A 20,831-nucleotide genomic window follows, 5' to 3' on the forward strand; every position below is an offset into this window, starting at 1 on the left:
ACTAAGGGTGCTTTACTTCAACAAGGGAGTTGTTTTGGCAGCTCTTTTTCTTATGGTGCTAACGGGCAGTTTAATTCATTAGTTAGTATGTTAAACGAAAATTTGTGATAGGGTTGATTGGAAGGAGGAATTATTAATGCAGAATACAATTCGTGTATTGTCAGAAAAAGATTTAGAAGAAGTATCAAAGATTTTCACCAATGTTTTTAGCTCCAATCCATGGAACGAACCTTGGAGTTTTCAAACATCTTACAAACGATTGTTAGATATAAGTAAGACTCCTGGCTATATAGGAATAGGTTATTTTAATTCTCATAATCAAATGATTGGCTTTTTAGTCGGAAATGAAGAGCAATGGGCTGATAGCAAGAACTTTTACATAAATGAAATCTGCGTTCTAAATAATATCCAACAAAACGGGGTTGGTTCGAGTTTACTAAAATATTTAGGGAATATCCTTACACAGAGAAAAGTCGATGCCGCATATTTATCAACCGAGAGAGGCAAAGGTAAACCGGAGTTGTTTTTCAGAAAGAACGGCTTTGTGACAAACGAGTCTCGAATATTAATGACAATGAGTGTTTCTTGATTTAAATACATAAAAACTTTAATTCTTCTTCAACTAACAGATGCTTTACTTCATTACCAGGAGCTGATCAACAGCTCCTATTCTTATGCAACTATCGGGGCAGTTTAGTTGAAGAAATAAATTTAAAAGTAACATAGTTTTAGTTGTGGTAAAATATGTTATTGTAATAGTTGGGAATTATTAGGAGGTTTTTATATGAAAGGGAAATTAGTTTTAACCCTTGGTTTTGCAGGAGTTTTAGCAGTATCAGTCGGTTTTGCGAAAGACTTGCAAAAGACAGAAGCATCTGCAGAAGTTTCCTCAAAACAAACAGATACATATAAACTTGTTACTAGAGAGGAACAAGATCGTAGAGAAGGTATGGTAGCTGAAGGAAAAGATGTTACCACAGTAATAACAGCAGAAGAGCAAAATATGGTAGAAAATAGTTCAGCTCAACAAGGGTTTGTTCCACAAGAAAATGGGACAGGTTTCTATTTCGAAAAAGAGAAAAAAATTAAGTTTAGTTATTAAACTAACGGGTGCGTTAGCTGAAGATAAGGGCTGTCTTTAAGGCAGCTTTTTTTTTATGCAACTATCGGGCAGTTTAGTTCAAGAGTGCTGTTTGATCTTTGTTCAACAATTGGGCCATTTTGTGGGAAGATCAGCAGAAACTTTTGAGATCTTAATCAAAATAGTAATTAATCTATCGAAGTTGTAAAATAAAGGTAATAATAGTTCTGGGGGGATTTATATCAATTATAATGCTATTAATCTAAGCGAGAAACTGTCCAAATTCAGTGAACACTGGTCGCCCAAAGTCATTGGTGAAATGAATGACTATCAGTTTAAGTTAGTTAAGATTCTGGGGGATTTTGTATGGCACGATCATAAAGACACCGATGAGGCATTCATCGTGATAGACGGCGAGATGTCCATCGCATTCCGCGATGGAGAGGTTAAACTTTCTAAAGGAGAAATGTATGTGATACCAAAAGGTGTGGAGCATAAGCCTTATGCTGAAAAGGAATGCCATATAATGCTGGTAGAGCCTAAAGGTGTAGTCAACACTGGTGAAACTAATTTTAAACTAACTGCTGAAAATAATATATGGATTTAAACCAATAATTCAGTTACTCTCTTTGGATCAACATATAAAAGGAAGTTACAAATTTTCCGCAATCGGGAGCGATTCTTTTATAAGAATCGCTTTTCTTATAGAACTAACGGGTACGTTAGTTGATGAAGGAACACAAAAAAATGATTAATCTTTTTTATAAAAGATTAATCCAATTAAATATTATAAGGGCATGTTTTGATCAATCTTTTTTCAAAACATGCCCTTTCTATTTATTCATTTATCAAGGTTTCTTGTATTAAAAAAATACCCTCGAATAAGGGTGGAGTTTGATTGAATTACTAATAGGATAAGAAGGTGGAAGTACATGGAGTTTAAAGTTAACAAACACTAATAAATAGAAGTTGGTTAGTTACCAATTGTACCAAACTACAGTTCCTAATATGATGATTGGGATACAAGCCATAAAGACACCGTAAAAGAAAGTTCGAAGTCCTCAGGATTTCCCATAAAAGCTCTTAGACCTGCTCTATCTAGGGCAGTTTTTTTATTTTATTTTTTCCTCTTCTTTTTTACTCATAAATGCATTCACCCCTTATCCAATATATATCACCTTAATTTTAACATATATACACATTCATACAAAAATTTGTATTTTATTTATCTTTTGAATGTACGATGATTACACTTATCGTACTCAAATTAGTTTAAAAAAGTACCCCTTATTCAACTATCGAGGCAGTTTAGTTGTATTAGCATATTAATAATAAAGGGACAGTACCTATTTTTCATGGTATTGTCCCTTTATCCTTGTGTGATTTATTTTTTCAAACCAGCTGCAAAGAAGGGGCCATTAACTGTAATGGTCGATAGGATGCGAGCCATTTCTTGAGGGGATTCCTTCCTGCCACTATCCAACCATTGTTGAATTACTCCTATATGTGCAGATACAACGTAAGAGGCTAAATATTGTCCTGGAACAAGTAAATTTTCCACCTTAATAAGTGCGTTTGGATCATTTCCAAAAAGTGTTTTCCACATAAAATCTTTCAGTCTTGTTTGAAATGATAAATCTCCTTTTGGACCTAACACGGCTTTCATAAATCCACTATTTTCATTAAAATACTCAAATATTGAAACTGCGAGGGTAAATGGTTCTAAAGTCGGGGAGTCGGTTCCAAGTGCGGCAATAACAGCTGGGAAGTTCTGTTTTGCAATTCTGGACATTTCAAGCATGATTTCTTCTTCGTATTTCGTCATTAAATCAAATTTGTCTTGATAGTGGGCATAAAATGTGCCTCTATTAATTTTTGCCCTGGTTGTAATATCTTTAACCGTAATTGCTTTGAAACCTTTTTCATCGATTAATTCTACTAGTGCATTTCGGATGGACTCTTTTGTCCGAATGATTCGTAAATCCGTATTACTATCTAGCAAGTTAATTCCTCCTTAATTTTATCCAACACATTTATAAAAGGTGTACCGTAACCAACACATGTGCCATTTTTGATTATTGAAACAGAACTGGTCCCCAAATTATAATTTGAATGTAGTAAATAAAACAACAGGTTGTTCTTTAGTATAAACCCAAAACAAGGAGAGTAAAATATGTTCAAAAATAAACTGGTATTGGTTTCACCGATCATCGCATTTGCAGTTATTTTTATTTTTTCACTGACATTATTTCCATCGGTTCAACCACAGCCGAAAAATCTGCCGATTGCAATCGTAAATGAGGATGAAGGAGTGGAAATTCCTTATCAACCAAAGATGAACATGGGGCAAACGATTGTTGAAATGATACAAAAGTCTTCAGCATCAACAAAGGATAAGGACCCTGTTGTAAAATGGGTTGAAGTAAAAACAGCAGAGGAAGCACAAAAAGGAATGGATGAACAAAAATATTATGCAGCATTGGTCATTCCGAAAGATTTCAGTGCTAATCAGGCATCATTAAGGACACCAGCACCTTCTTCACCTGAAGTACAAATATTTATTAATCAGGGAATGAATACGGCTGCTTCAACGATGGCAGGACAGGTCTTGAATGGAGTAGTTGACAACATGAACAACACTGTCCGAAAACAACTACTTGATGGTTTTGAAAAACAAGGAGCAACCTTGACTGCAAAACAGGCAGCAAGCCTTGCAGTTCCAATCGCTAAGAAAGTCACAAATGTCAATGAAATCGGCACGAATAGTGCGAATGGAAATGCTCCTGTTTCCTTATTCCAGCCATTATGGATGGCTAGTTTGGCAAGTGCTGCGATAATCTTTATTTCCATTAGCAAAATGCCGATCCGTAGTAGAAAAGAAAACCTTGTCACAAAGATGGGGCAAATTTTTATGGGTGCGGTTGTAGCTCTGGTAATTGGATTTGGCTTAACCTGGATAGCAGATGGTATGGTTGGTTTAAATATCCCGAATTTCATGGATACGGCTTTATATTTATCAATTACATCCTTTAGCTTTTTTCTAATGATATTAGCTGTACTTTCACTATTGGGGCTTAAAGGTATGCCTATTTTTATCTTAATGCTTTTCTTCGGTGCCCCTTTACTGGCAATGGCACCTGAAATGATGTCTCCATTTTATCGGGATTGGATTTACTCTTGGTTGCCAATGCGATTTATGGTAGAAGGGCTTCGAGGATTATTCTTCTTTGAGGAAGGCTTAACCTGGAATACGCCTGTTTCTGTTCTTGTTTGGATTGGATTAGTAAGCATGTTAATCATATTAGGTACTGCTTTAAAGAGTATTATAGTAAAGGAACAAACTACTGAAGCAAACGTTGAATAAATAACTAAAGTATAGAGCCGTTTCACTATAAGAGGAACGGCTTTTTTTTGTGGAGTATGTGAAATATTGTACTTAAACTACATGAAAATAAGTTTTTTTAAAAATGAAAAATGAAAGTACTTAAGAAGACCCTGCTCAATCGTTTAAAAAAAGAGGAGAGCGTTAATTAATTAGTCTATAGATTAGGGTTGGATGGATTAAGGTCAGTATCAGTATTGACACTTCCTAACTATTTTCATTCTTTGTGGTGAATCGCCGATTTTTGCGATTTATAGAGGGCTAACGGGTGCGTTAGTGAAAACAGGACCAAAAGAAGCGATTTCACCCCTATTATAGGGAAAATCGCTTTTTTACATCCAAAAAATTTCTTAGCGTATATTATTCGCGTTTTGACGGCAGGACCCATATAAATGAAACTCAGTATTTGTAAGTAGTCATATCCAGTCACAAACGTCTGGTATCAATGAAAAGCCTTTCCCATGAAAGAAATTAAAAGAACCCTTTGATAAGAATGATAATAGATGGGAAGAATAACATTAACTGTTGTTCCTTTATTCATTTCACTTTCAATAACTATCTTTCCTTGATGTGCTTCCACTATTTCATAACAGATCATTAAACCTAAGCCAACCCCTTTTTCTTTAATACTATAAAATGGTTCCCCAAGATAGGGGAGACGTTCTCTTGGAATCCCACATCCTTGATCGATAAAACAAATACTTACTTGATGACTATCAAGTGTATCGATTTGAATCAAAATTTCTCCTCCTGTTGACATCGCTTCAATTGCATTTTCTAAGATATTGATAAACACTTGTTTTAATTGGTTTCCTTCACAAGGTATGTAGGGAATTTCTGATATAAGCTCTGTTCTGATTTGTATATTATTCATCATTGCTTGAGGTTGAAGTAGCGTAATAACTTGTTCTGCTAACATGCTCAAATTATTGAGTTGAATCTTTACTGCTTGTGGTTTAGCTACTATCATAAATCTATTTGTAATTACTTCTATTTGTTCAATTTCTGATGATATTACATCTATGTACCACTGATTTTCTTTATTTTTCATTGATTGTATTAGTTGTATAAATCCTTTAATAGTTGCTAGTGGATTTCGAATTTCATGAGCTATTGCTGTAGCTAATTGTCCTACCACATCAAGCTTCCCTGATTTTCGCAGTAACTCTTCCGTTTTTAAACGTTCAGTGATATCTCGAGTAATAACCATAGCAACTTCTTTTTCACCTAATCTAAAGATATCGATAATAAACTCAGTATCTATTTTCTCTTCTATTTTAAAAACATATTCGTCTCGGAAAGTGAAGTAATGTTTTCCCTTTTCGAAATCTTTTATAATGTTTATAGTTTTAATGTTTTCAGGAAGAAATTCCATAACAGATATTGAAAGAATTTTTTTCTTACTATAACCTAATCTTTTACATGCAACTGGATTTACGTCGAGAAATCGAATTGGGAATCGATCCTCATTCAATTCTAATAGGTAAATTGCATCAGTTGCATGTTCAAATAGAGCACGGTATTTCATCTCATTTTCTCGTAATTGTAGAATAGACATATAACTTTCTTGTAATTGTTGAATAGATATATAATTTCACTCCTTTCAATATAACCACTAATTTTCAAAATATTCTAAATATTATATATTGGAAAGGGGTTTGATGCAAGAATCTTTGTTTATATTTTATTCATATTTTTCATGAAGCATAAAAAGTGGTTCCATATAAATCTTGTTAAATAAATCAACATGTATGAGATCCCATCTTTTTCTATCTACACTTAACTATTTGGAATTGCTGTATAAGATCTGATTCCCTTAAGAAACTATACGCCTCTTTCAAACGAATACAGTCTTTGCAACAGAAGCCTAATAGATGTATGTTTACAAACGCTTTAAACAAGATTAAAAACCTATGTGTTTGATGGGATGTAGTGGGAAAAAAGTATATAAAACTATTTTTTTCGATATTTTTCTGAAAATTCCGACTTTTAATATTTACAACAAAGAGTTTTTCTTGTATGATACTCTTACTAAATCAAAAAGGAGGTGATAACTAATGAAGTAGCGAAAGGCGAAGACGTATGATACGTACGTTGGATCTTTTCGTGAATAACACATACTATTAGGATTTACAAACCAAATATTTCTTAAAAGGCAAGAGCAATCATCTTACTAAATCAAAAGTAGGTGATACCAATGAAGTAGCGAAAGGCGAAGACGTATGATATGTACGTTGGTTATCAAGAAGTCCGGTCTTTTCTAAAGAATACTCCTGACCTTTGTTCTTTTTTTAAAATAAGACTCTCCCCTTTGAAAGTATATTAAATTGTAAAAGACTAAAATACAATGAAAGGATTAGACGAAAAATAGTAATGAATCGAGTAGAAATAGTGTAAGGGACCTTGTGTACCCTAATAGGAGTAACAAGGTCCCTTTCTTAAATTAATTTATTCCAGTTCATACAACAGCTTACATTGTATCTTAAAATCTATAAAAACCCCCTTTAGTCTTGCTCATAACCACGATTTATTGAAAATTGCTGTGCATTTTCGCTTATTCCTTATTTCCATATTATTTAAAGAAATCCCATATGTCAGCTCTATCAAGTGAAGTTCACCCATCAACTATTTGGAATTGCTGCATAAGACCCGATTTCATTAAGAAACTATATGCCTTTATTTCAAACGAATGCAATCCAAAGATAAACTAGAAGAAGAGGTTCGAATATTAAAAAATCACAAATAATAAACTATGCTTTAATGAACTCCCATGAAAATTAAAAAAGCTCAAAATCCAGAAAAAATCACAACAAAATAGACCCAGTAAAAATGCTTTTTTAAAAAAGGCTGAGCCTTATGAGTGATCTGATTGAGTTTGGTAAATCGTTAAACAAAAACCTCCAATTATAGCAAATTAAGTAGAGGCTAGCGCGACGACCAAAAAAGGATTAATCTCCCATGAGTGCTACCCATAAAGGGCGCGACAGTCGGTGGTACACCGTGGACGTCGGAGTCAGACTAACGGATGGGCTCAAAGGCACCATAGTTCAACGACCTTCTTCGCCAGCCATTAAAACATTATCGACATAGAGACCAATTTTCATTCTCTGTGGTGAAGCGCTGATTTTTGCGCTTCATGGATGGCTAACGGGTGCGTTAGTTGATTAAGGAACATAAAAATGTTCAATCTTTTTTATAAAAGAATAATCCAATTAAATAGTATAAGGGCATGTTTTGATTAATCTTTTTCAAAACATGCCCTTTCTATTTATTCATTTATCAAGGTTGCTTGTATTAAAAAAATACCCTCGTGTCGTTTTGAAATAAATTTGCGACGTTTTAAAAAATAAAGAAAAGACACCCTAAGGTGCTTTTTTCCCTCTCTAGAAGCCTCAACTCGAAAATAACGAACCGACAACCAAAGACAACGTTTGCTCGTAAACGGCATGTGCGGACTGCACATCACCAAAATGTCCGCACATGTAAAGATGGATAACACCGTGGAGCGACGCCCAGAAGATATGGACGACGGTTTCCGTGTCATACGGACCGGTAATCAGTCCCTGCTCTTGCGCATTACCAATTACCGTCAACAATTGCCGCATGGCTGTTACGGTGCCGTGTATGCTCTCCTCGTCTGGTTTGAAATCCGCGAAGGCTCCTCCGAACATCAGCTTGTAATAACCGGAGTAACGCTGTCCGAATTGCCAGAAGGTTTCGCCTAAATTAAACAACTGCTGCATCGGATCGTCAGCGCGCGGCGTTCCCTCGAATTCGTTGGCGAGAAGCTTGCAGCCGTCGAGATAAAGCTGCTGAGCCAGTCCATCTTTATTGACAAACAGGTTGTATATGATTTTGGTAGAGCAATTCATTTTCTGCGCAACTTTACGCACCGTCACAGCTTCAGGACCCTCATCGTACAAAATCGTTGCCGCAGCATCGACGACGAGCTTTCGAAGATTTTCAATATTTTTCAAGCGAGCCTCCTGATACGTTTCCAACTTTTGCGTATTTGCATCGAAGGAATTATTTTGGTCTGTCATCGCTATCACCCTCAATTAATACATTTTTGATAAGAAACAATGTTTCCAGCTCTTAACAGGAATTTTAATATAATTGTCGGACCGTTGTCAATGTTGCGAGGGATGCCAAAAACAAATGATTCAAATATCGATGTTGACTTTCTTAAAAAGCTTAGTTACAATGATTTCAATTAGAAACAGTGTTACCGGAACGCATCACAATTCTTGACTCTTATGAGAGTCAGGAATTATTTTTAAGGACAAAGTAACACTGTTTCCTAATTATAAAAAAGTAGATAGGAGAGTTGCACAATGAACATAAAAGGAAATTGGGCGCTTGTCACGGGAGCTTCATCCGGCATCGGAGAGCAATTCGCCCGACAATTGGCCAAAGAGGGTGGCGACCTTGTACTCGTAGCCCGATCGAAAAACAAGCTGGAGAACCTGGCATCGGAGCTTAGAAAGAAGCACGGCGTCAAGGTCGAGGTGATTCCAACCGATCTTGGCAAAGAGGGAGCGCCAGGCGAGTTATATCGGCAATGTCAACTTCTGAATTTAGAGATCGAATTGCTGGTCAACAACGCAGGCTTTGCCACGCACGGTTTGTTTGAACAAGTGTCAGGCGTGCGCCAGCATGAGGAAGTCATGCTCAATGTTGCCGCTGTTGTAGATATGACGCACTTGTTCTTACCGGATATGTTGTGTAGAAACTCCGGGGCCGTTATCAATGTCGCATCGACCGCTGGATTTCAGCCCCTTCCCTATATGGCCGTATACGGAGCAACGAAAGCCTTCGTCTTGTCGTTTACCCAAGCCTTGTGGTGGGAAAACCGCAACAGTGGCGTCCAATTTTTCACGCTTTGTCCCGGAGCGACGGACACCGGCTTCTTCAACGTCGTAGGAGCGGAAGAAGCCGCCGTCGGTAAGAAAGACACACCGGAGCGAGTCGTGGAAGTTGCGCTTCGGGCATTGAAGGACGGGAAGCTGTATGTCGTTCCGGGTACACAGAATTATATAGGTACGCAGATCGGACGATTCATGACGAGGAAACAGGGACTTCGTCTCGTTGGCGGCATGCTTCGTCCACGCGACGGCTCCGCCAACAATAAGAAGTCGGCCGGTCCGTCCGATCTTGCAGGATGGATGATCCAGGAGGCGCACTGATGGCTAATTCGGCAAATATTTCAGCTAATGCTTCTGTCCATCAACCCATCGGGGACCGAACACACGCCGGTGAAGCACAGGCTTGTTTCAGAGATCAGCCCGTCCGGGAAAGTCATGGAAAGCTGGCACATTCAATTCGAGAAGGCAGAATAAACTTTAGATACACTGAAATTGATTAAAATATTTTATATAAAATAAGCTGGGATATTCTGGATAGTAATCTATTTTGATCAATCTTTTTTCAAAATAGATTCTTTTTATTTATCGTAAAATGTGGGTTTGCGAGATATTTTTGATTAAACTTTATTTAAAAGCTACACCTCGAAAGAGGGTGGAGTTTGATTGAATTACTAGTAGGATAAAGAGGTGGAAGTACATGGAGTAACCAATTGTACTAACGGGGCAGGTTAGTCGAATTATATGTTATGATGGAAAAAAATAGATTTTTTGGGGGGATTAAAATGGTTACATGCTATTTGAAATATGTTATTGACCCATATAAATTAAATGAGTTCGAGGAATACGGTAAGATGTGGATTCGATTAGTTAATAAATTAGGCGGTACACATCAGGGTTATTTCCTTCCACATGAGGGTGCTAATAATATTGCTTTTGCATTATTCACTTTCCCAAGTTTAGCAGCATATGAAGAGTACCGAGTAAAAATGGCATTGGATGCAGAATGTCAAGAAGCATATAAATTCGTAGAAGAGACTAAATGTATTTTAAGTTATGAGAGAAGCTTTATGCGTCCTATATTCGAATGAACATACATTAAAGTAAAAAAATAATCTATACATACCTTGTTAAGCTAACAGGTGCTTTACTTCAATAAGGAAGGTTGCTGAGGCAGCCTTTTTCTTATGGCACTACGGGGCAGGATAGTTCCATAACACAAATTGGAAATATATGTGGTAATATGGGAAGAAATATATTAAAGTAGGTAAATTTGTTTTGGAACTCTTAACAGAAAAATTAATTCTTATATCTCTATTTATATTTATTATCCATTCTATCGAAACACTTGCATATGCAGTCAGATTATCTGGTGCAAGAGTAAGATTGTTAGCTTCAGCTCTATCCTTATTTAACTTGATGGTTATGATTTCTCGATTAGCGAATATGATGCAGCAACCATTTACAGGGAGCCTGGTTGATAATGCTCCAAAAGTAAATACACTAGAGTTTGTTGAAAACCAATATAGAATTATTATTGGTTCATCAACATTAGGAACAATTATAGGTATTCTTTTACTTCCTACTTTTATTGCAATTTTTTCAAGGGCTATTGTTCATTTATCTGAAGAAAGAGGTTCTATACCATCTTTGATAAAAAAGGGGTTAACTTTCGAATACATTAAACGTGGGATAAAACACATTCATTTACCAAAGTTTTCTTACTTAAAGGATATTAGATTGAAAGATATTCCCATAAGATTGTTCTTAATTAATATGGTAATTACTGCAATCTATACAATTGGAGTGTTATCTGCGTTATATGCTGCTTTAATAGCTCCAGAAAGAGCAACAACAGCTATTATGGCATCGGGTCTTATAAATGGAATAGCTACAATTTTACTTATAATTTTTATTGACCCTAAAATATCTATTCTTGCGGATGACGTAATAAATCAGAAGGGAAGTTACCTTAATCTCAAGGGTGTATCTCTTATGATGGTTACTTCTCGTTTATTAGGAACGATTCTGGCCCAAGTATTTTTTATTCCAGGGGCAGGATATATTGCGTGGTTTACCAAATTTATTGTCTAATAATTACCTGATTTCTTATAGAACTACCATGAAAATAAGTTTCTTTAAAAATGAAAAATGACAATACTTAAGACGACCCTACTCAATCGTTTTAAAAAAGAGGAGAGCGTTAATTAATTAGACTATGGATTAGGGTTGACTGGATTAAGGTCAGTATCAGTATTGACACTTCCTAACCATTTTCATTCTTTGTGGTGAATCGCTGATTTTTGCGATTCATGGATGGCTAACGGGTGCGTTAGTTCTATAAGAAAAAGTAAAAAAAGTCGATTCCTTAACGTTGAACTGCACCCCAATTGTTAGATGCAACTAACAATTGGAGGTGCAGCTTTTTTATGGCGAGATTTTCTTTAGAAGAAAAAATACAGGCAGTTAGACAATATATAGATGGTAATAAGGGAGGAAAAACTATTGCTAAATCTACTGGTGTTCATCCGAGTTTACTCCATCAGTGGATTAAACAATTTGAACTTTTTGGTGAGGATGCTTTTGAAAAACGCTATACACCCTACCCCGCACAGTTTAAACTAGATGTACTCAATTATATGAACGAACACGGGACGTCTATCAGGGAAACAGCGGCGATTTTTAATATTCCATCTTATGAAACACTTCGAAAATGGAAAATTGCTTATGAAACAGGAGGATTTGGTGCCCTACAATCAAAGAAAAAGGGGCGTCCATCCATGAAAAATAAAAATAATAAGACATCAAATTCTCAAGTACCCGATGAAGGATCAATAGAGGCTTTACAGGCGGAGAATGAACGTTTACGTATGGAGAATGCCTATTTAAAAAAGTTGAATGCCTTAGTAGTTCAAAACAAGGAAAAATCACCAAACAAGACAAAGCACAAGTAGTTTATGAATTAAGGAATGCATTCTCGGTGAAAGCACTTATACAGCTCGCAGACATTCCGCGGGCACGTATTACTATTGGGTGAAAAACTTCGGTCGTCCTGATCCAGATGCAGAACTGAAAGGATTGATTAAATCTGTTTTCGATGAACATGAAGGTCGGTTTGGTTACCGACGTATTCGTGATGAACTTAGAAATCGCGGACACAAAGTAAACCACAAAAAGGTACAACGTATCATGAAAGAACTAGGGCTAAAATGTCTGGTCCGTATGAAAAAATATCGCTCTTACAAAGGAACTGTGGGCAAGATTGCACTAAATATTTTAGATTGCAATTTCAAAGCTGAAAAACCAAATGAGAAATGGGTTACGGATATTACAGAGTTTAAATTATTTGGAGAAAAGCTATATGTATCGCCGATACTGGACTTATTTAATGGAGAAATCATTACGTATACAATCGGTTCAAGACCAACCTACTCACTCATTTCAACGATGTTAGATCAAGCTTTTGAACGCTTAACAGACGACGATACTCTCCTTATTCATTCAGATCAAGGCTGGCATTATCAAATGAAACAATTCCGTGATGCCCATAGGGAACGTGGCATTACGCAAAGTATGTCTTGCAAAGGGAATGGTTACGATAACGCTGTTATGGAAAATTTCTTTGGTATCATGAAATCGGAACTTCTTTATCTAAAAGAATTTGAAAGTGTGGAACACTTTAAACAAGAACTAGCAAAATATATAGAATACTATAATCACAAACTAATCAAGGCAAAATTAAAAGGCATGAGCCCGGTACAATACCGAGCTCATGCCCAACAGGCTGCCTAACGATATAACCTGTCTAACTTTAGGGGGTCAGTTCACGTAGAGGAGATCGACTTTTTAGGTTGGAATTCTCTTAGTGTATAAAATTTCCGAAATGGGCGGTAGCATTGTTGCTACCGTTCGTAAAAGGACACTTTTACAAAGCATAGAGCCCATCTTTAAAGATGGGTTCTATGCTTTGAGTTTAGTTAAGTATTTATGTTTAAGAATTTACGCGTTAAGTTTTTTGGTAGCTTCCAATAAGCTGCTTTTATGTAAACTGATTTTTTGCTTTTCTAGTGTATAGACATAGAAAAACCCCGAATAAGGGACCTTTTTCGAAGTGTCCATTATTCGGGATATAGTTCATGAAAGGGTGTTTTTTTATTTAGATACAGGTATGACTGCACCTTTATATTTTTCAGTAATGAAGTCTTGTATTTCTTTAGAGTGAAGTACTTCTACTAACGCTTTTACTGTCTCTTTATTTTCATCACCCTTACGTACAGTGATAATGTTTCCATATGGATTATCTTCACCCGATTCAAGAGCGATTGGATCTTTAAGCGGATCTAACCCTGCATCTAACGCATAGTTAGCATTAATAACAACCGCATCACCTTCGTTGTTATTATAAATTTGAGGTAATAGGCCACCTTCTATATCTGCATTAAAAGTTAAGTTTTTAGGATTATCTACAATATCATTAATAGTAGCTTCTGTTTTATTGAGGCCTTTTTTTAACTTAATAACGCCTTCTTTTTCAAAAATAGATAGAATACGTCCTTGTTCAGCTACAGCATTACGCATAATAACTGTACCGTTTTTTGGAAGATCTTTTAAGCTATCGTACTTTTTTGAGTAAATACCGATTGGCTCAATATGAATAGCACCCGCATTTACAAAGTCATAGTCTGGATTCTCTTTTAACACTGATTTAAGATATGGAACGTGTTGGAAATAATTTGCATCAATCTCTTCATCAGCTAACACTGTGTTCGGTATAATATAATCTTGGAATGTTTTAATTTCTAAATCAATTCCCTTTTCCTTTAATATTGGCTTTGCCTCTTCTAAAATTTCAGCATGCGGAATGTTTGAAGCACCCACAAGGATTTTCTTTTCTTTGTCTGAAGAATCTGATCCGCCGTTAGACGTACCGCAAGCTGCTAAACCTAATACTAATGCTGAGGAAACTGCTAAAGTTGATACCCACTTTTTCATAATTCATTTCTCCCTTATTGTTTATCTATTTTTGTTGTAAATATATCACCTATAAATTGAATGAAAAAAACAATGACTAAAATTAATACAGTTGCTACCAATGTTACATCATTATTATCACGCTGAAACCCTTCAAGATATAACAAATTACCTAAACCATCTGCACCAATTACCCCAGAAATAGCTGTATAACCAACTAGAGCGATTGTTGTAACTGTAAGACCTGAAATTAATGCTGGCAGCAGCTCTTAGTAGGTTAGTTTGTCCAAAGTATACAGGGGAAAGGAAAGTTTTTTCTCCTCAAAAAAACCTTTCTACACATGAGTAGAAAGGTTGGTTAAACAATCCTTTCTCTCATCTTCCAAAGCACATTGCTTTGCAGGAATTGGCACCATTTCAGTTAATTAACTGACGGTTGCCGGGCTTCACAGGGCACAGTCCCTCCACCTCTCTTGATAAGAGTCAAACATTATATTCAATTAAACGCAATATTTTAAGTTCAGCGTGAATATAGTACGAGAGTGATCTTATCATGACCAAATGGTAGTGTCAATCACAAAACTGTTCAATTAATTTGAATTGACGGATGATTGCATTAAATGTTTTATTCCTGTAGCCTTTACGATTGCTTGTTCCAGGTCCTCAATTAAATCATCGACATGCTCGATTCCAACGGACAAGCGTATAAGATCTTTTGTAGCATTGTGCAGAAGCTATCTCTATCTAGAAGCGTGATAAAAAATTAAACTCATGCAGCGCGTTCCCTTCTGGTGCTTTGGCAGTTTTTTTCTTATGGAACTATCGGGGCAGGTTAATGGAATAAAAATTTCCCAATCGAAACTCAATCAAAAACCTTTAAATGGTAAAATTGAAAAAGAATGCAATTTTATCATTAAGGAGGAGTTAAGTTGAAGAAAATTTTTACTGTATTATTTTTAATGATGGTTTTAACAGCTTGTTCAGACACAACTAACAAAGATGCTAAATCGGAAACCACTAAAAAAGATACAAGTTCGGAAGCGACAGAACATAATTATCAATTTATAGGAGAAAGCGAACATTGGGAAGCTGTATATTCTTATAAAGGAACCGAATTATGGGGAGAAGATGACGGACAAACAACTCATTCTAGCAAAGATAACTATAAACTTGTATTAACATACAAGGGGTCTTTGGAAGAGTTATCCTCTTTTAAAAACCTTGAATATACTTATGAAACAACCACTTCAAGTGGAAGTAAAACAGAGGCATACACTGAACCACCTAGCGAAAAAGTATTTACTATTGTTGGAGGTTCAGAAAATGGAGCAATAGTAGGTGAAGGTGAAGTTATAAAAGTAAATGTAAAATGGGATGGCTTTGAAGAGTCATTTGAACTGCATAATAAGGATAAGTAATTTAGTTGAACTAGCATGAAAATAAGTTTCTTTAAAAATGAAAAATGACAAAACTTAAGAAGACCCTGCTCAATCGTTTAAAAAAAGAGGAGAGCGTTAATTAATTAGTCTATGGATTAGGGGTGACTGGATTAAGGTCAGTATCAGTATTGACACTTCCTAATCCTTTTCATTCTTTGTGGTGAATCGCCGATTTTTGCGATTCATGGATGGCTAACGGGTGCGTTAGCTGAAGATCGGAGCTGTCTTTAAGGTAGCTTTTTCTTTATGCAACTAAAGGGGCAAGATAGTTCAACAAGCATATAGTATTCGAACTGTACAATAAATACTAAACAATGAGAATAGAAAAATGATATTTAAACCCAAATATTGGATTTTTATGGTAAAATGGGTTTTTAAACTGTTGTTATGAACGAGGTGGTTTTATGGATATTTTATTCTCTCCTTATGCAAGCTACGTGATTACCTTTATTCTTCTAGTAACTTTTGTAATAGCTCTTAGAAAGAACAAAAAAGGAATAGCAATTGTTTGTCCACTTATTTTCATCTTTTTAGGCATTATTAGTATCGTATCTGGCCCTTTTGTTGTAGGAGGTTTTGAAGGAATGGGTGTTTCCATATCAGGTTTTGTTTATTTAGGGTTAGGAGCCATTACACAACTTATAAACAGTCTAATTATTTACAGGACAAAAAATAATTCCTGAATTCCTAAAATAGCTACAGGTAATGAAATCAAAAAAATCTTATACAATTCATTAGACGGTAAATCCGTCTTTTTTTATTAGTTTGTGTCATATCTACAATAAGCCTTATTGAACTAAAGGGGCAGGATAGTTCAACAAGGAATACTGTTAAGTGACATTAAAGTCGTTTAAAAACGTAAGTCCTGTTATTCCATTAAAGGGCCGGATTGTGGGGGATTGGAAAATTTTGATTCTACAAATAATTGGGGGATTGGAAGAAGGAAAGCTATTTATAATTAGTGATGTAAGTTTATGCTTTTTATGTAATAATTATTTTGTAGAAATGTAAAGTTATAATACATACATAGTGAAGGTGGGGATCATAATGGCAACGGGAACGCATACTGTAGTAGTTCCAGTAGATGTACAAGCAGTTTGGGATTATGTCAGTGATCTCGAAAAATGGGCAACGACAGTACCAGCCTATAAAGAACATGAAATCATAAATGACAAGCAATCTATTTGGACATTTGAAGGTAGTGTGAAAGGTATAAAAAAAACAATACAAGCGCAGGTAGATATTACCGAATGGAATGAACCTTCAAATATTAAGTTTGAACTAAAAGGTTTATCAGATAATTTTACAGGAAGCGGTCACTTTACTGCAGAAGATGTTAATGGTAAAACAATAATGACTTGTACGGTGGAAATCCATGCAGGCGGATTATCTGGTGCGGTGTTAACACCAATTATTAAATGGGCTGTTCCAAAAGTAGCATCTCGTTTAACAGAATCTATCGCACGTAAAATTGCAGTATTCTCATAGTTTTCAGAGATTGCCAATTCATTTTGGAGATACCTTCTCTGAAGTATAGATAGTAACATTCTGAAGTGACCAATATAATGATATCGAGCTCTACTAGAAATTTTATAATTAGCGGAAAGGGGGCTGTCCAAAAAGGATGGCCTCTTTTTTTCAATATTCCAGAATCGCTTTTCTTAATGAACTAACGGGTGCTTTAGCTTAGGATCGGAGCTGTCTTTAAAAGGCAGCTTTTTCTTTATGCAACTAAAGGGGCAGGTGGTACTTTAGTTGATAATTTGCACTCATTTTAAGTGCTATTTTGCACGTATATTATTAATAGATTATTCAGTAATAAATAGTTCATTAGGGAAAAGTACCTGTTCTGTAATTTCAATCAAAGTAATTCAATTAAAAGGTTGTATATTGAATTAGTGGTAATTAGTGGTAAAATTAATTAGTCAAAGTCAGGTTACTAAGGGGAGGAAGACCATGAAAAAAATATTGCAGCTTTTACTGCTTATCCCAGTTGCTGCTATCTCAATTTTTATTATTACTCTAATTGCCAGACAATTTGGTGTCTATAATTTTATAGGTGAAGATTATGATACAAGCCCTCCCACAGGCGAGTTACACGTTAATGGTTCCGGAATAATTATGGAACAAGGAAATGTAAACTGGGAAGTGAAAGATGGTGAATTTGTAAAAAAACGGGTGGATGATATAAAGACTTTTGCACAAAAAGAAAAAAAAATCGACCTACCATCTGGAGAGGATATAGGATTTTCATATATTGCAAATGGTACAGTTTTAGAAAGTGATATTACAGCACAGCTTTGGAATAACAATAAGAAAGAATCGATTACAATTGAAAATAGCACCATACATCTGCCAAATAGGAAGGGAACATTTATTTTAGAGATAAATTTAGTAGCTGAACAAGGAACTGTTCAATATATTTCTACTGTCAATTTAAATTAAGCATAATTTTGTAAATGGCCAGTAACAGAGCGTATTTCTGTTACTGGCCATTTTTGGGGTACGTCACATTGCCATCAAGGTAATGTTTTGTAGTACCTCCAGAACGAAATTTTGGACTTTCTTGTAACTGATAAGCTCAATTTTTGTTTTGGGGGATGACCTATTTTTGAAGTTGGATGTGCAAATAGCACTCAAAATTAGCGCAAAATAACGCCGAAGTTACAGGCAGGTTAGCAAGATTGTGAAGGTTTGTACTTAAACTCCCATGAAAATAAGTTTCTTTAAAAATGAAAAATGACAAAACTTAAGAAGACCCTGCTCAATCGTTTAAAAAAAGAGGAGAGCGTTAATTAATTAGTCTATGGATTAGGGTTGACTGGATTAAGGTCAGTATCAGTATTGACACTTCCTAATCCTTTTCATTCTTTGTGGTGAATCGCCGATTTTTGCGATTCATGGATGGCTAACGGGTGCTTTAGTTCATTAAGGAACACAAAAATGATCGATTTTTTTTTAAAAATGAATAATCCAATAAAAATATTATAAGGGCATGTTTTGATCAATTTTTTTCAAAACATGCTCTTTCCATTTATTCATTTATCAAGGTTTCTTGTATTAATTTAATCAAACTTTGTTTCAAAGCTATAGGAAAGCTATAGGCAGAAGAACCAACAGTCCCTATTTATATGGGGTTTATGGAAAAAATCTTGGAAAGCATTATTAATAAGTGGAATTGCACTTGTCCTACCATCACTATATTTCCTTGGTGGAGAAAGTTGGTACAGACTAGTTACACTCCTGCCTTTGATTCCTTTTCTGTTTGCTTTTTACACAAGAAAAAGTATCAAACACGCTTTATGAAATCAAATTGTAGATCAACAAGAATTATTTTTAACACCGTCCGAATAATCGGAACAAATAGGTGGGTGCAAATATGGATAGACGCAAAAAAAATAAAAGAGATACATTTAAAATTCAGCATGAGTATAGAAAGAAAATAAGAAAAGAAAAAAATAATAAAGAGACTAATTTAGAAATGATGATTGTTGCTATAATTCTTTTTATATTAATAATAGCAACATGGATATTTTCTCTAAGTTGAAAGGGATTTCATAAAAAATTTAATCCTTGTTGAACTAACGGGTGCTATAGTTCAATAAGCGTAGGCCGGATTGAGTTGCATTCCATAATATTATAAATCTTCAACAATCGGGCGCAATTGTAAAGTAACGAAAGCTGAATTTCTCAGTGAGAAATTCGGCTTTTAATCAGCATTAAGATAATTTAACTGGCTTCGTCCCACTTTGCGAGGAACTAGCAGTCCTGAATCTTCTAAGATATCGATACGTAAATAATCACCAAAGAGATCGGAATAAAGCTCAATCTTAGAGGTAACTATATAACTAAAAGAAGAAAAGAGGCTAAATGATGATTAACATGCCACATCAAATTATGATCAACTCGTCACCTGAGAAAGTATACAAAGCTATTACCACAACAGAAGGATTTAAGGGTTGGTGGACAACAGATGCTAAAGCTGAACCTCAAGTAGGAAGCATTGCTGAATTTGGCTTTTACAATCGTCAAGCTGTATTCCAAATGCATATTGATCAGCTAGTACCAGGTAGGCTGGTAGAATGGACGGCTCAGCATGATATGCCAGGATGGAAAGGTACCAAAATTCGTTTCGAGTTGAATTCTAATGAAAACGGGGCGACGATAGTCAACTTTAATCATTCAGGATTGGAGTCTATGGAGGGTCCATATGCGATGATTAATACAACTTGGGGTACACTTATGTACTTACTGAAGCAATATGTGGAAGGCAACAACCCAGATGCATGGCATCAGGGATAATTAAGATATGGTTAACGTTTTAACGGATATAAAAATAAAATGTACCCGTAACAGAGTTGCAGAGTATGCTGCAAACCCTGATAATGCTCCAGAATGGTATGTAAATATCGATTCGGCAGAATGGCAAACTCAAAAACCTTTATCAATCGGTTCTCGAATCGCATTCAAAGCACAATTTTTAGGACGACAACTAGCGTATATTTACGAAATCGTAGAATTTATTCCAGAACAAAAACTTGTAATGAGAACAGCTAATGGACCTTTCCCAATGGAAACAACCTACACATGGGAAACTATTGACAACAATTTAACAAGAATGACACTGCAAAACAAAGGTATTCCAAGTGGATTTTCAAAGTTGCTTACTCCGTTAATGTCTTTATTGATGAAAAGAGCAAACAAGAAAGACCTGAAAAAAATAAAAGATATATTAGAGAAACGATCACTAAGCCCAAGGAGTATAACTTAATAATAAAAGGAGAATCTATTGAAACATTTATCTAATGCTGATCGGTGTTCAAAGTGCATTCGCAGTGGGCTTAGGTAAGAAGGACGTTTTGTGTAAAGGAAACACACAAAAAAGAGAGATTAAGACATGAAGAATTGAAAAGCAATCCAACCGGGAATATGAACGATGCTTTTAATAGAGTGGAACAGGGAAATCTCGCTGATTTAGTTGGCAGCTTAGGTTTAAAAGGGACGGGAATTCTTATTCTTGTAATCATAATTGGTTTTATTTTTGTATCACTCTTCTTCAAGTAACAGGTGCAATAGTTCTTTAAAGAGTTGTGACG

Annotated in this window: 18 protein-coding genes, 5 pseudogenes and 1 riboswitch; of the genes and pseudogenes, 17 read left to right on the forward strand and 6 right to left on the reverse strand. The window is 35.5% G+C overall.

Annotation, left to right across the window (positions count from 1 at the left end; translation table 11 throughout):
* Positions 1 to 136 precede the first annotated feature (136 nt).
* The 3 genes from Q8G36_RS17735 to Q8G36_RS17745 all read left to right on the forward strand — a co-directional run bounded on the left by Q8G36_RS17735 (position 137) and on the right by Q8G36_RS17745 (position 1,688).
* Positions 137 to 589 (forward strand): GNAT family N-acetyltransferase, encoded by a 453-nt coding sequence (locus tag Q8G36_RS17735; protein WP_305162605.1) that lies wholly within the window; start codon positions 137 to 139, stop codon positions 587 to 589.
* A gap of 195 nt (positions 590 to 784) precedes the next feature.
* A complete protein-coding gene (locus Q8G36_RS17740) occupies positions 785 to 1,102 on the forward strand; it encodes a hypothetical protein (RefSeq protein WP_137020712.1) in 318 nt (105 codons plus the stop codon).
* Between the two features lie 220 nt (positions 1,103 to 1,322).
* Positions 1,323 to 1,688, forward strand: a complete 366-nt coding sequence (locus tag Q8G36_RS17745; RefSeq protein WP_034304537.1) for a cupin domain-containing protein — start codon at positions 1,323 to 1,325, stop codon at positions 1,686 to 1,688.
* A 777-nt stretch (positions 1,689 to 2,465) separates the two neighbouring features.
* Here the strand turns inward: Q8G36_RS17745 and Q8G36_RS17750 are convergent.
* Positions 2,466 to 3,083: a TetR/AcrR family transcriptional regulator gene (locus Q8G36_RS17750; protein ID WP_305162607.1), complete on the reverse strand. Its 618-nt coding sequence runs from the start codon at positions 3,081 to 3,083 to the stop codon at positions 2,466 to 2,468.
* A 171-nt stretch (positions 3,084 to 3,254) separates the two neighbouring features.
* On the opposite strand from Q8G36_RS17750, the gene Q8G36_RS17755 reads away from it, so the two are divergent.
* Complete coding sequence (locus tag Q8G36_RS17755) at positions 3,255 to 4,445, forward strand: YhgE/Pip domain-containing protein (protein ID WP_305162608.1); 1,191 nt, start codon at positions 3,255 to 3,257, stop codon at positions 4,443 to 4,445.
* Positions 4,446 to 4,905: 460 nt separating this feature from the next.
* On the opposite strand, the pseudogene Q8G36_RS17760 reads toward Q8G36_RS17755, so the two are convergent.
* Together Q8G36_RS17760 and Q8G36_RS17765 are read right to left on the reverse strand one after the other, a co-directional pair.
* Positions 4,906 to 6,009: pseudogene (locus tag Q8G36_RS17760) on the reverse strand (ATP-binding protein); the annotation flags it as partial.
* Positions 6,010 to 7,855: 1,846 nt separating this feature from the next.
* Positions 7,856 to 8,506, reverse strand: coding sequence for a TetR/AcrR family transcriptional regulator (locus tag Q8G36_RS17765; RefSeq protein ID WP_305275130.1), 651 nt, complete (start codon positions 8,504 to 8,506; stop codon positions 7,856 to 7,858).
* 291 nt (positions 8,507 to 8,797) lie between these two features.
* Here Q8G36_RS17765 and Q8G36_RS17770 point away from each other — a divergent pair, with 291 nt between their 5' ends.
* From Q8G36_RS17770 to Q8G36_RS17790, 5 genes and pseudogenes are all read left to right on the forward strand, one after another.
* Positions 8,798 to 9,649 carry an SDR family NAD(P)-dependent oxidoreductase gene (locus tag Q8G36_RS17770; RefSeq protein WP_305275134.1) on the forward strand — a complete coding sequence of 284 codons (852 nt, stop codon included), beginning with the start codon at positions 8,798 to 8,800 and terminating at the stop codon, positions 9,647 to 9,649.
* The gene (locus tag Q8G36_RS17775) at positions 9,649 to 9,828 is read left to right on the forward strand and encodes a hypothetical protein (RefSeq protein WP_305161999.1); all 180 of its coding nucleotides are present in this window, start codon (positions 9,649 to 9,651) and stop codon (positions 9,826 to 9,828) included. The genes Q8G36_RS17770 and Q8G36_RS17775 overlap by 1 nt, the downstream gene beginning before the upstream one ends.
* Before the next feature lie 282 nt (positions 9,829 to 10,110).
* Entirely contained in the window at positions 10,111 to 10,416 is a 306-nt protein-coding gene (locus Q8G36_RS17780) for an NIPSNAP family protein (RefSeq protein ID WP_305162000.1), read from the forward strand.
* Positions 10,417 to 10,603: 187 nt separating this feature from the next.
* Positions 10,604 to 11,419: a lipid II flippase Amj family protein gene (locus tag Q8G36_RS17785; protein WP_252210157.1), complete on the forward strand. Its 816-nt coding sequence runs from the start codon at positions 10,604 to 10,606 to the stop codon at positions 11,417 to 11,419.
* A 335-nt stretch (positions 11,420 to 11,754) separates the two neighbouring features.
* Positions 11,755 to 13,117 (forward strand): annotated as a pseudogene (locus Q8G36_RS17790) (IS3 family transposase).
* A gap of 360 nt (positions 13,118 to 13,477) precedes the next feature.
* Here Q8G36_RS17790 and Q8G36_RS17795 read toward each other — a convergent pair.
* The 3 genes and pseudogenes from Q8G36_RS17795 to Q8G36_RS17805 all read right to left on the reverse strand — a co-directional run.
* Positions 13,478 to 14,317, reverse strand: coding sequence for a MetQ/NlpA family ABC transporter substrate-binding protein (locus Q8G36_RS17795; protein ID WP_305162001.1), 840 nt, complete (start codon positions 14,315 to 14,317; stop codon positions 13,478 to 13,480).
* Between the two features lie 14 nt (positions 14,318 to 14,331).
* A pseudogene (locus tag Q8G36_RS17800) lies at positions 14,332 to 14,565 on the reverse strand (ABC transporter permease); the annotation flags it as partial.
* A gap of 103 nt (positions 14,566 to 14,668) precedes the next feature.
* Positions 14,669 to 14,779, reverse strand: a riboswitch (SAM riboswitch).
* A gap of 107 nt (positions 14,780 to 14,886) precedes the next feature.
* A pseudogene (locus tag Q8G36_RS17805) lies at positions 14,887 to 15,015 on the reverse strand (PLP-dependent transferase); the annotation flags it as partial.
* Between the two features lie 210 nt (positions 15,016 to 15,225).
* Between Q8G36_RS17805 and Q8G36_RS17810 the strand changes: the two are divergent.
* The 8 genes and pseudogenes from Q8G36_RS17810 to Q8G36_RS17845 form a co-directional block, all read left to right on the forward strand.
* Positions 15,226 to 15,714 (forward strand): membrane lipoprotein lipid attachment site-containing protein, encoded by a 489-nt coding sequence (locus Q8G36_RS17810; protein ID WP_305162002.1) that lies wholly within the window; start codon positions 15,226 to 15,228, stop codon positions 15,712 to 15,714.
* Between the two features lie 425 nt (positions 15,715 to 16,139).
* Complete coding sequence (locus tag Q8G36_RS17815; protein ID WP_305162003.1) at positions 16,140 to 16,418, forward strand: YesK family protein; 279 nt, start codon at positions 16,140 to 16,142, stop codon at positions 16,416 to 16,418.
* Between the two features lie 364 nt (positions 16,419 to 16,782).
* The gene (locus Q8G36_RS17820; protein ID WP_053347531.1) at positions 16,783 to 17,223 is read left to right on the forward strand and encodes a CoxG family protein; all 441 of its coding nucleotides are present in this window, start codon (positions 16,783 to 16,785) and stop codon (positions 17,221 to 17,223) included.
* A 468-nt stretch (positions 17,224 to 17,691) separates the two neighbouring features.
* Complete coding sequence (locus Q8G36_RS17825) at positions 17,692 to 18,180, forward strand: hypothetical protein (protein ID WP_305162004.1); 489 nt, start codon at positions 17,692 to 17,694, stop codon at positions 18,178 to 18,180.
* 934 nt (positions 18,181 to 19,114) lie between these two features.
* Positions 19,115 to 19,282, forward strand: a complete 168-nt coding sequence (locus Q8G36_RS17830) for a hypothetical protein (protein ID WP_305162005.1) — start codon at positions 19,115 to 19,117, stop codon at positions 19,280 to 19,282.
* Between the two features lie 326 nt (positions 19,283 to 19,608).
* Complete coding sequence (locus Q8G36_RS17835) at positions 19,609 to 20,037, forward strand: SRPBCC family protein (protein WP_305162006.1); 429 nt, start codon at positions 19,609 to 19,611, stop codon at positions 20,035 to 20,037.
* 7 nt (positions 20,038 to 20,044) lie between these two features.
* Positions 20,045 to 20,506, forward strand: coding sequence for an SRPBCC family protein (locus tag Q8G36_RS17840; protein WP_305162007.1), 462 nt, complete (start codon positions 20,045 to 20,047; stop codon positions 20,504 to 20,506).
* Between the two features lie 95 nt (positions 20,507 to 20,601).
* Positions 20,602 to 20,799: pseudogene (locus Q8G36_RS17845) on the forward strand (DUF6366 family protein); the annotation flags it as partial.
* Positions 20,800 to 20,831: the final 32 nt, after the last annotated feature.

This window comes from Peribacillus frigoritolerans, from assembly GCF_030676415.1.
Classification (GTDB): domain Bacteria; phylum Bacillota; class Bacilli; order Bacillales; family DSM-1321; genus Peribacillus; species Peribacillus frigoritolerans_A.

Coding starts and splice junctions, on each gene's coding strand:
- Q8G36_RS17825 (WP_305162004.1), top strand. CDS start 17,692: ATGAAAAAAATATTGCAGCTTTTACTGCTTATCCCAGTTGCTGCTATC.
- Q8G36_RS17775 (WP_305161999.1), top strand. CDS start 9,649: ATGGCTAATTCGGCAAATATTTCAGCTAATGCTTCTGTCCATCAACCC.
- Q8G36_RS17755 (WP_305162608.1), top strand. CDS start 3,255: ATGTTCAAAAATAAACTGGTATTGGTTTCACCGATCATCGCATTTGCA.
- Q8G36_RS17835 (WP_305162006.1), top strand. CDS start 19,609: ATGATTAACATGCCACATCAAATTATGATCAACTCGTCACCTGAGAAA.
- Q8G36_RS17820 (WP_053347531.1), top strand. CDS start 16,783: ATGGCAACGGGAACGCATACTGTAGTAGTTCCAGTAGATGTACAAGCA.
- Q8G36_RS17815 (WP_305162003.1), top strand. CDS start 16,140: ATGGATATTTTATTCTCTCCTTATGCAAGCTACGTGATTACCTTTATT.
- Q8G36_RS17830 (WP_305162005.1), top strand. CDS start 19,115: ATGGATAGACGCAAAAAAAATAAAAGAGATACATTTAAAATTCAGCAT.
- Q8G36_RS17780 (WP_305162000.1), top strand. CDS start 10,111: ATGGTTACATGCTATTTGAAATATGTTATTGACCCATATAAATTAAAT.
- Q8G36_RS17770 (WP_305275134.1), top strand. CDS start 8,798: ATGAACATAAAAGGAAATTGGGCGCTTGTCACGGGAGCTTCATCCGGC.
- Q8G36_RS17795 (WP_305162001.1), bottom strand. CDS start 14,317: ATGAAAAAGTGGGTATCAACTTTAGCAGTTTCCTCAGCATTAGTATTA.
- Q8G36_RS17840 (WP_305162007.1), top strand. CDS start 20,045: ATGGTTAACGTTTTAACGGATATAAAAATAAAATGTACCCGTAACAGA.
- Q8G36_RS17735 (WP_305162605.1), top strand. CDS start 137: ATGCAGAATACAATTCGTGTATTGTCAGAAAAAGATTTAGAAGAAGTA.
- Q8G36_RS17765 (WP_305275130.1), bottom strand. CDS start 8,506: ATGACAGACCAAAATAATTCCTTCGATGCAAATACGCAAAAGTTGGAA.
- Q8G36_RS17740 (WP_137020712.1), top strand. CDS start 785: ATGAAAGGGAAATTAGTTTTAACCCTTGGTTTTGCAGGAGTTTTAGCA.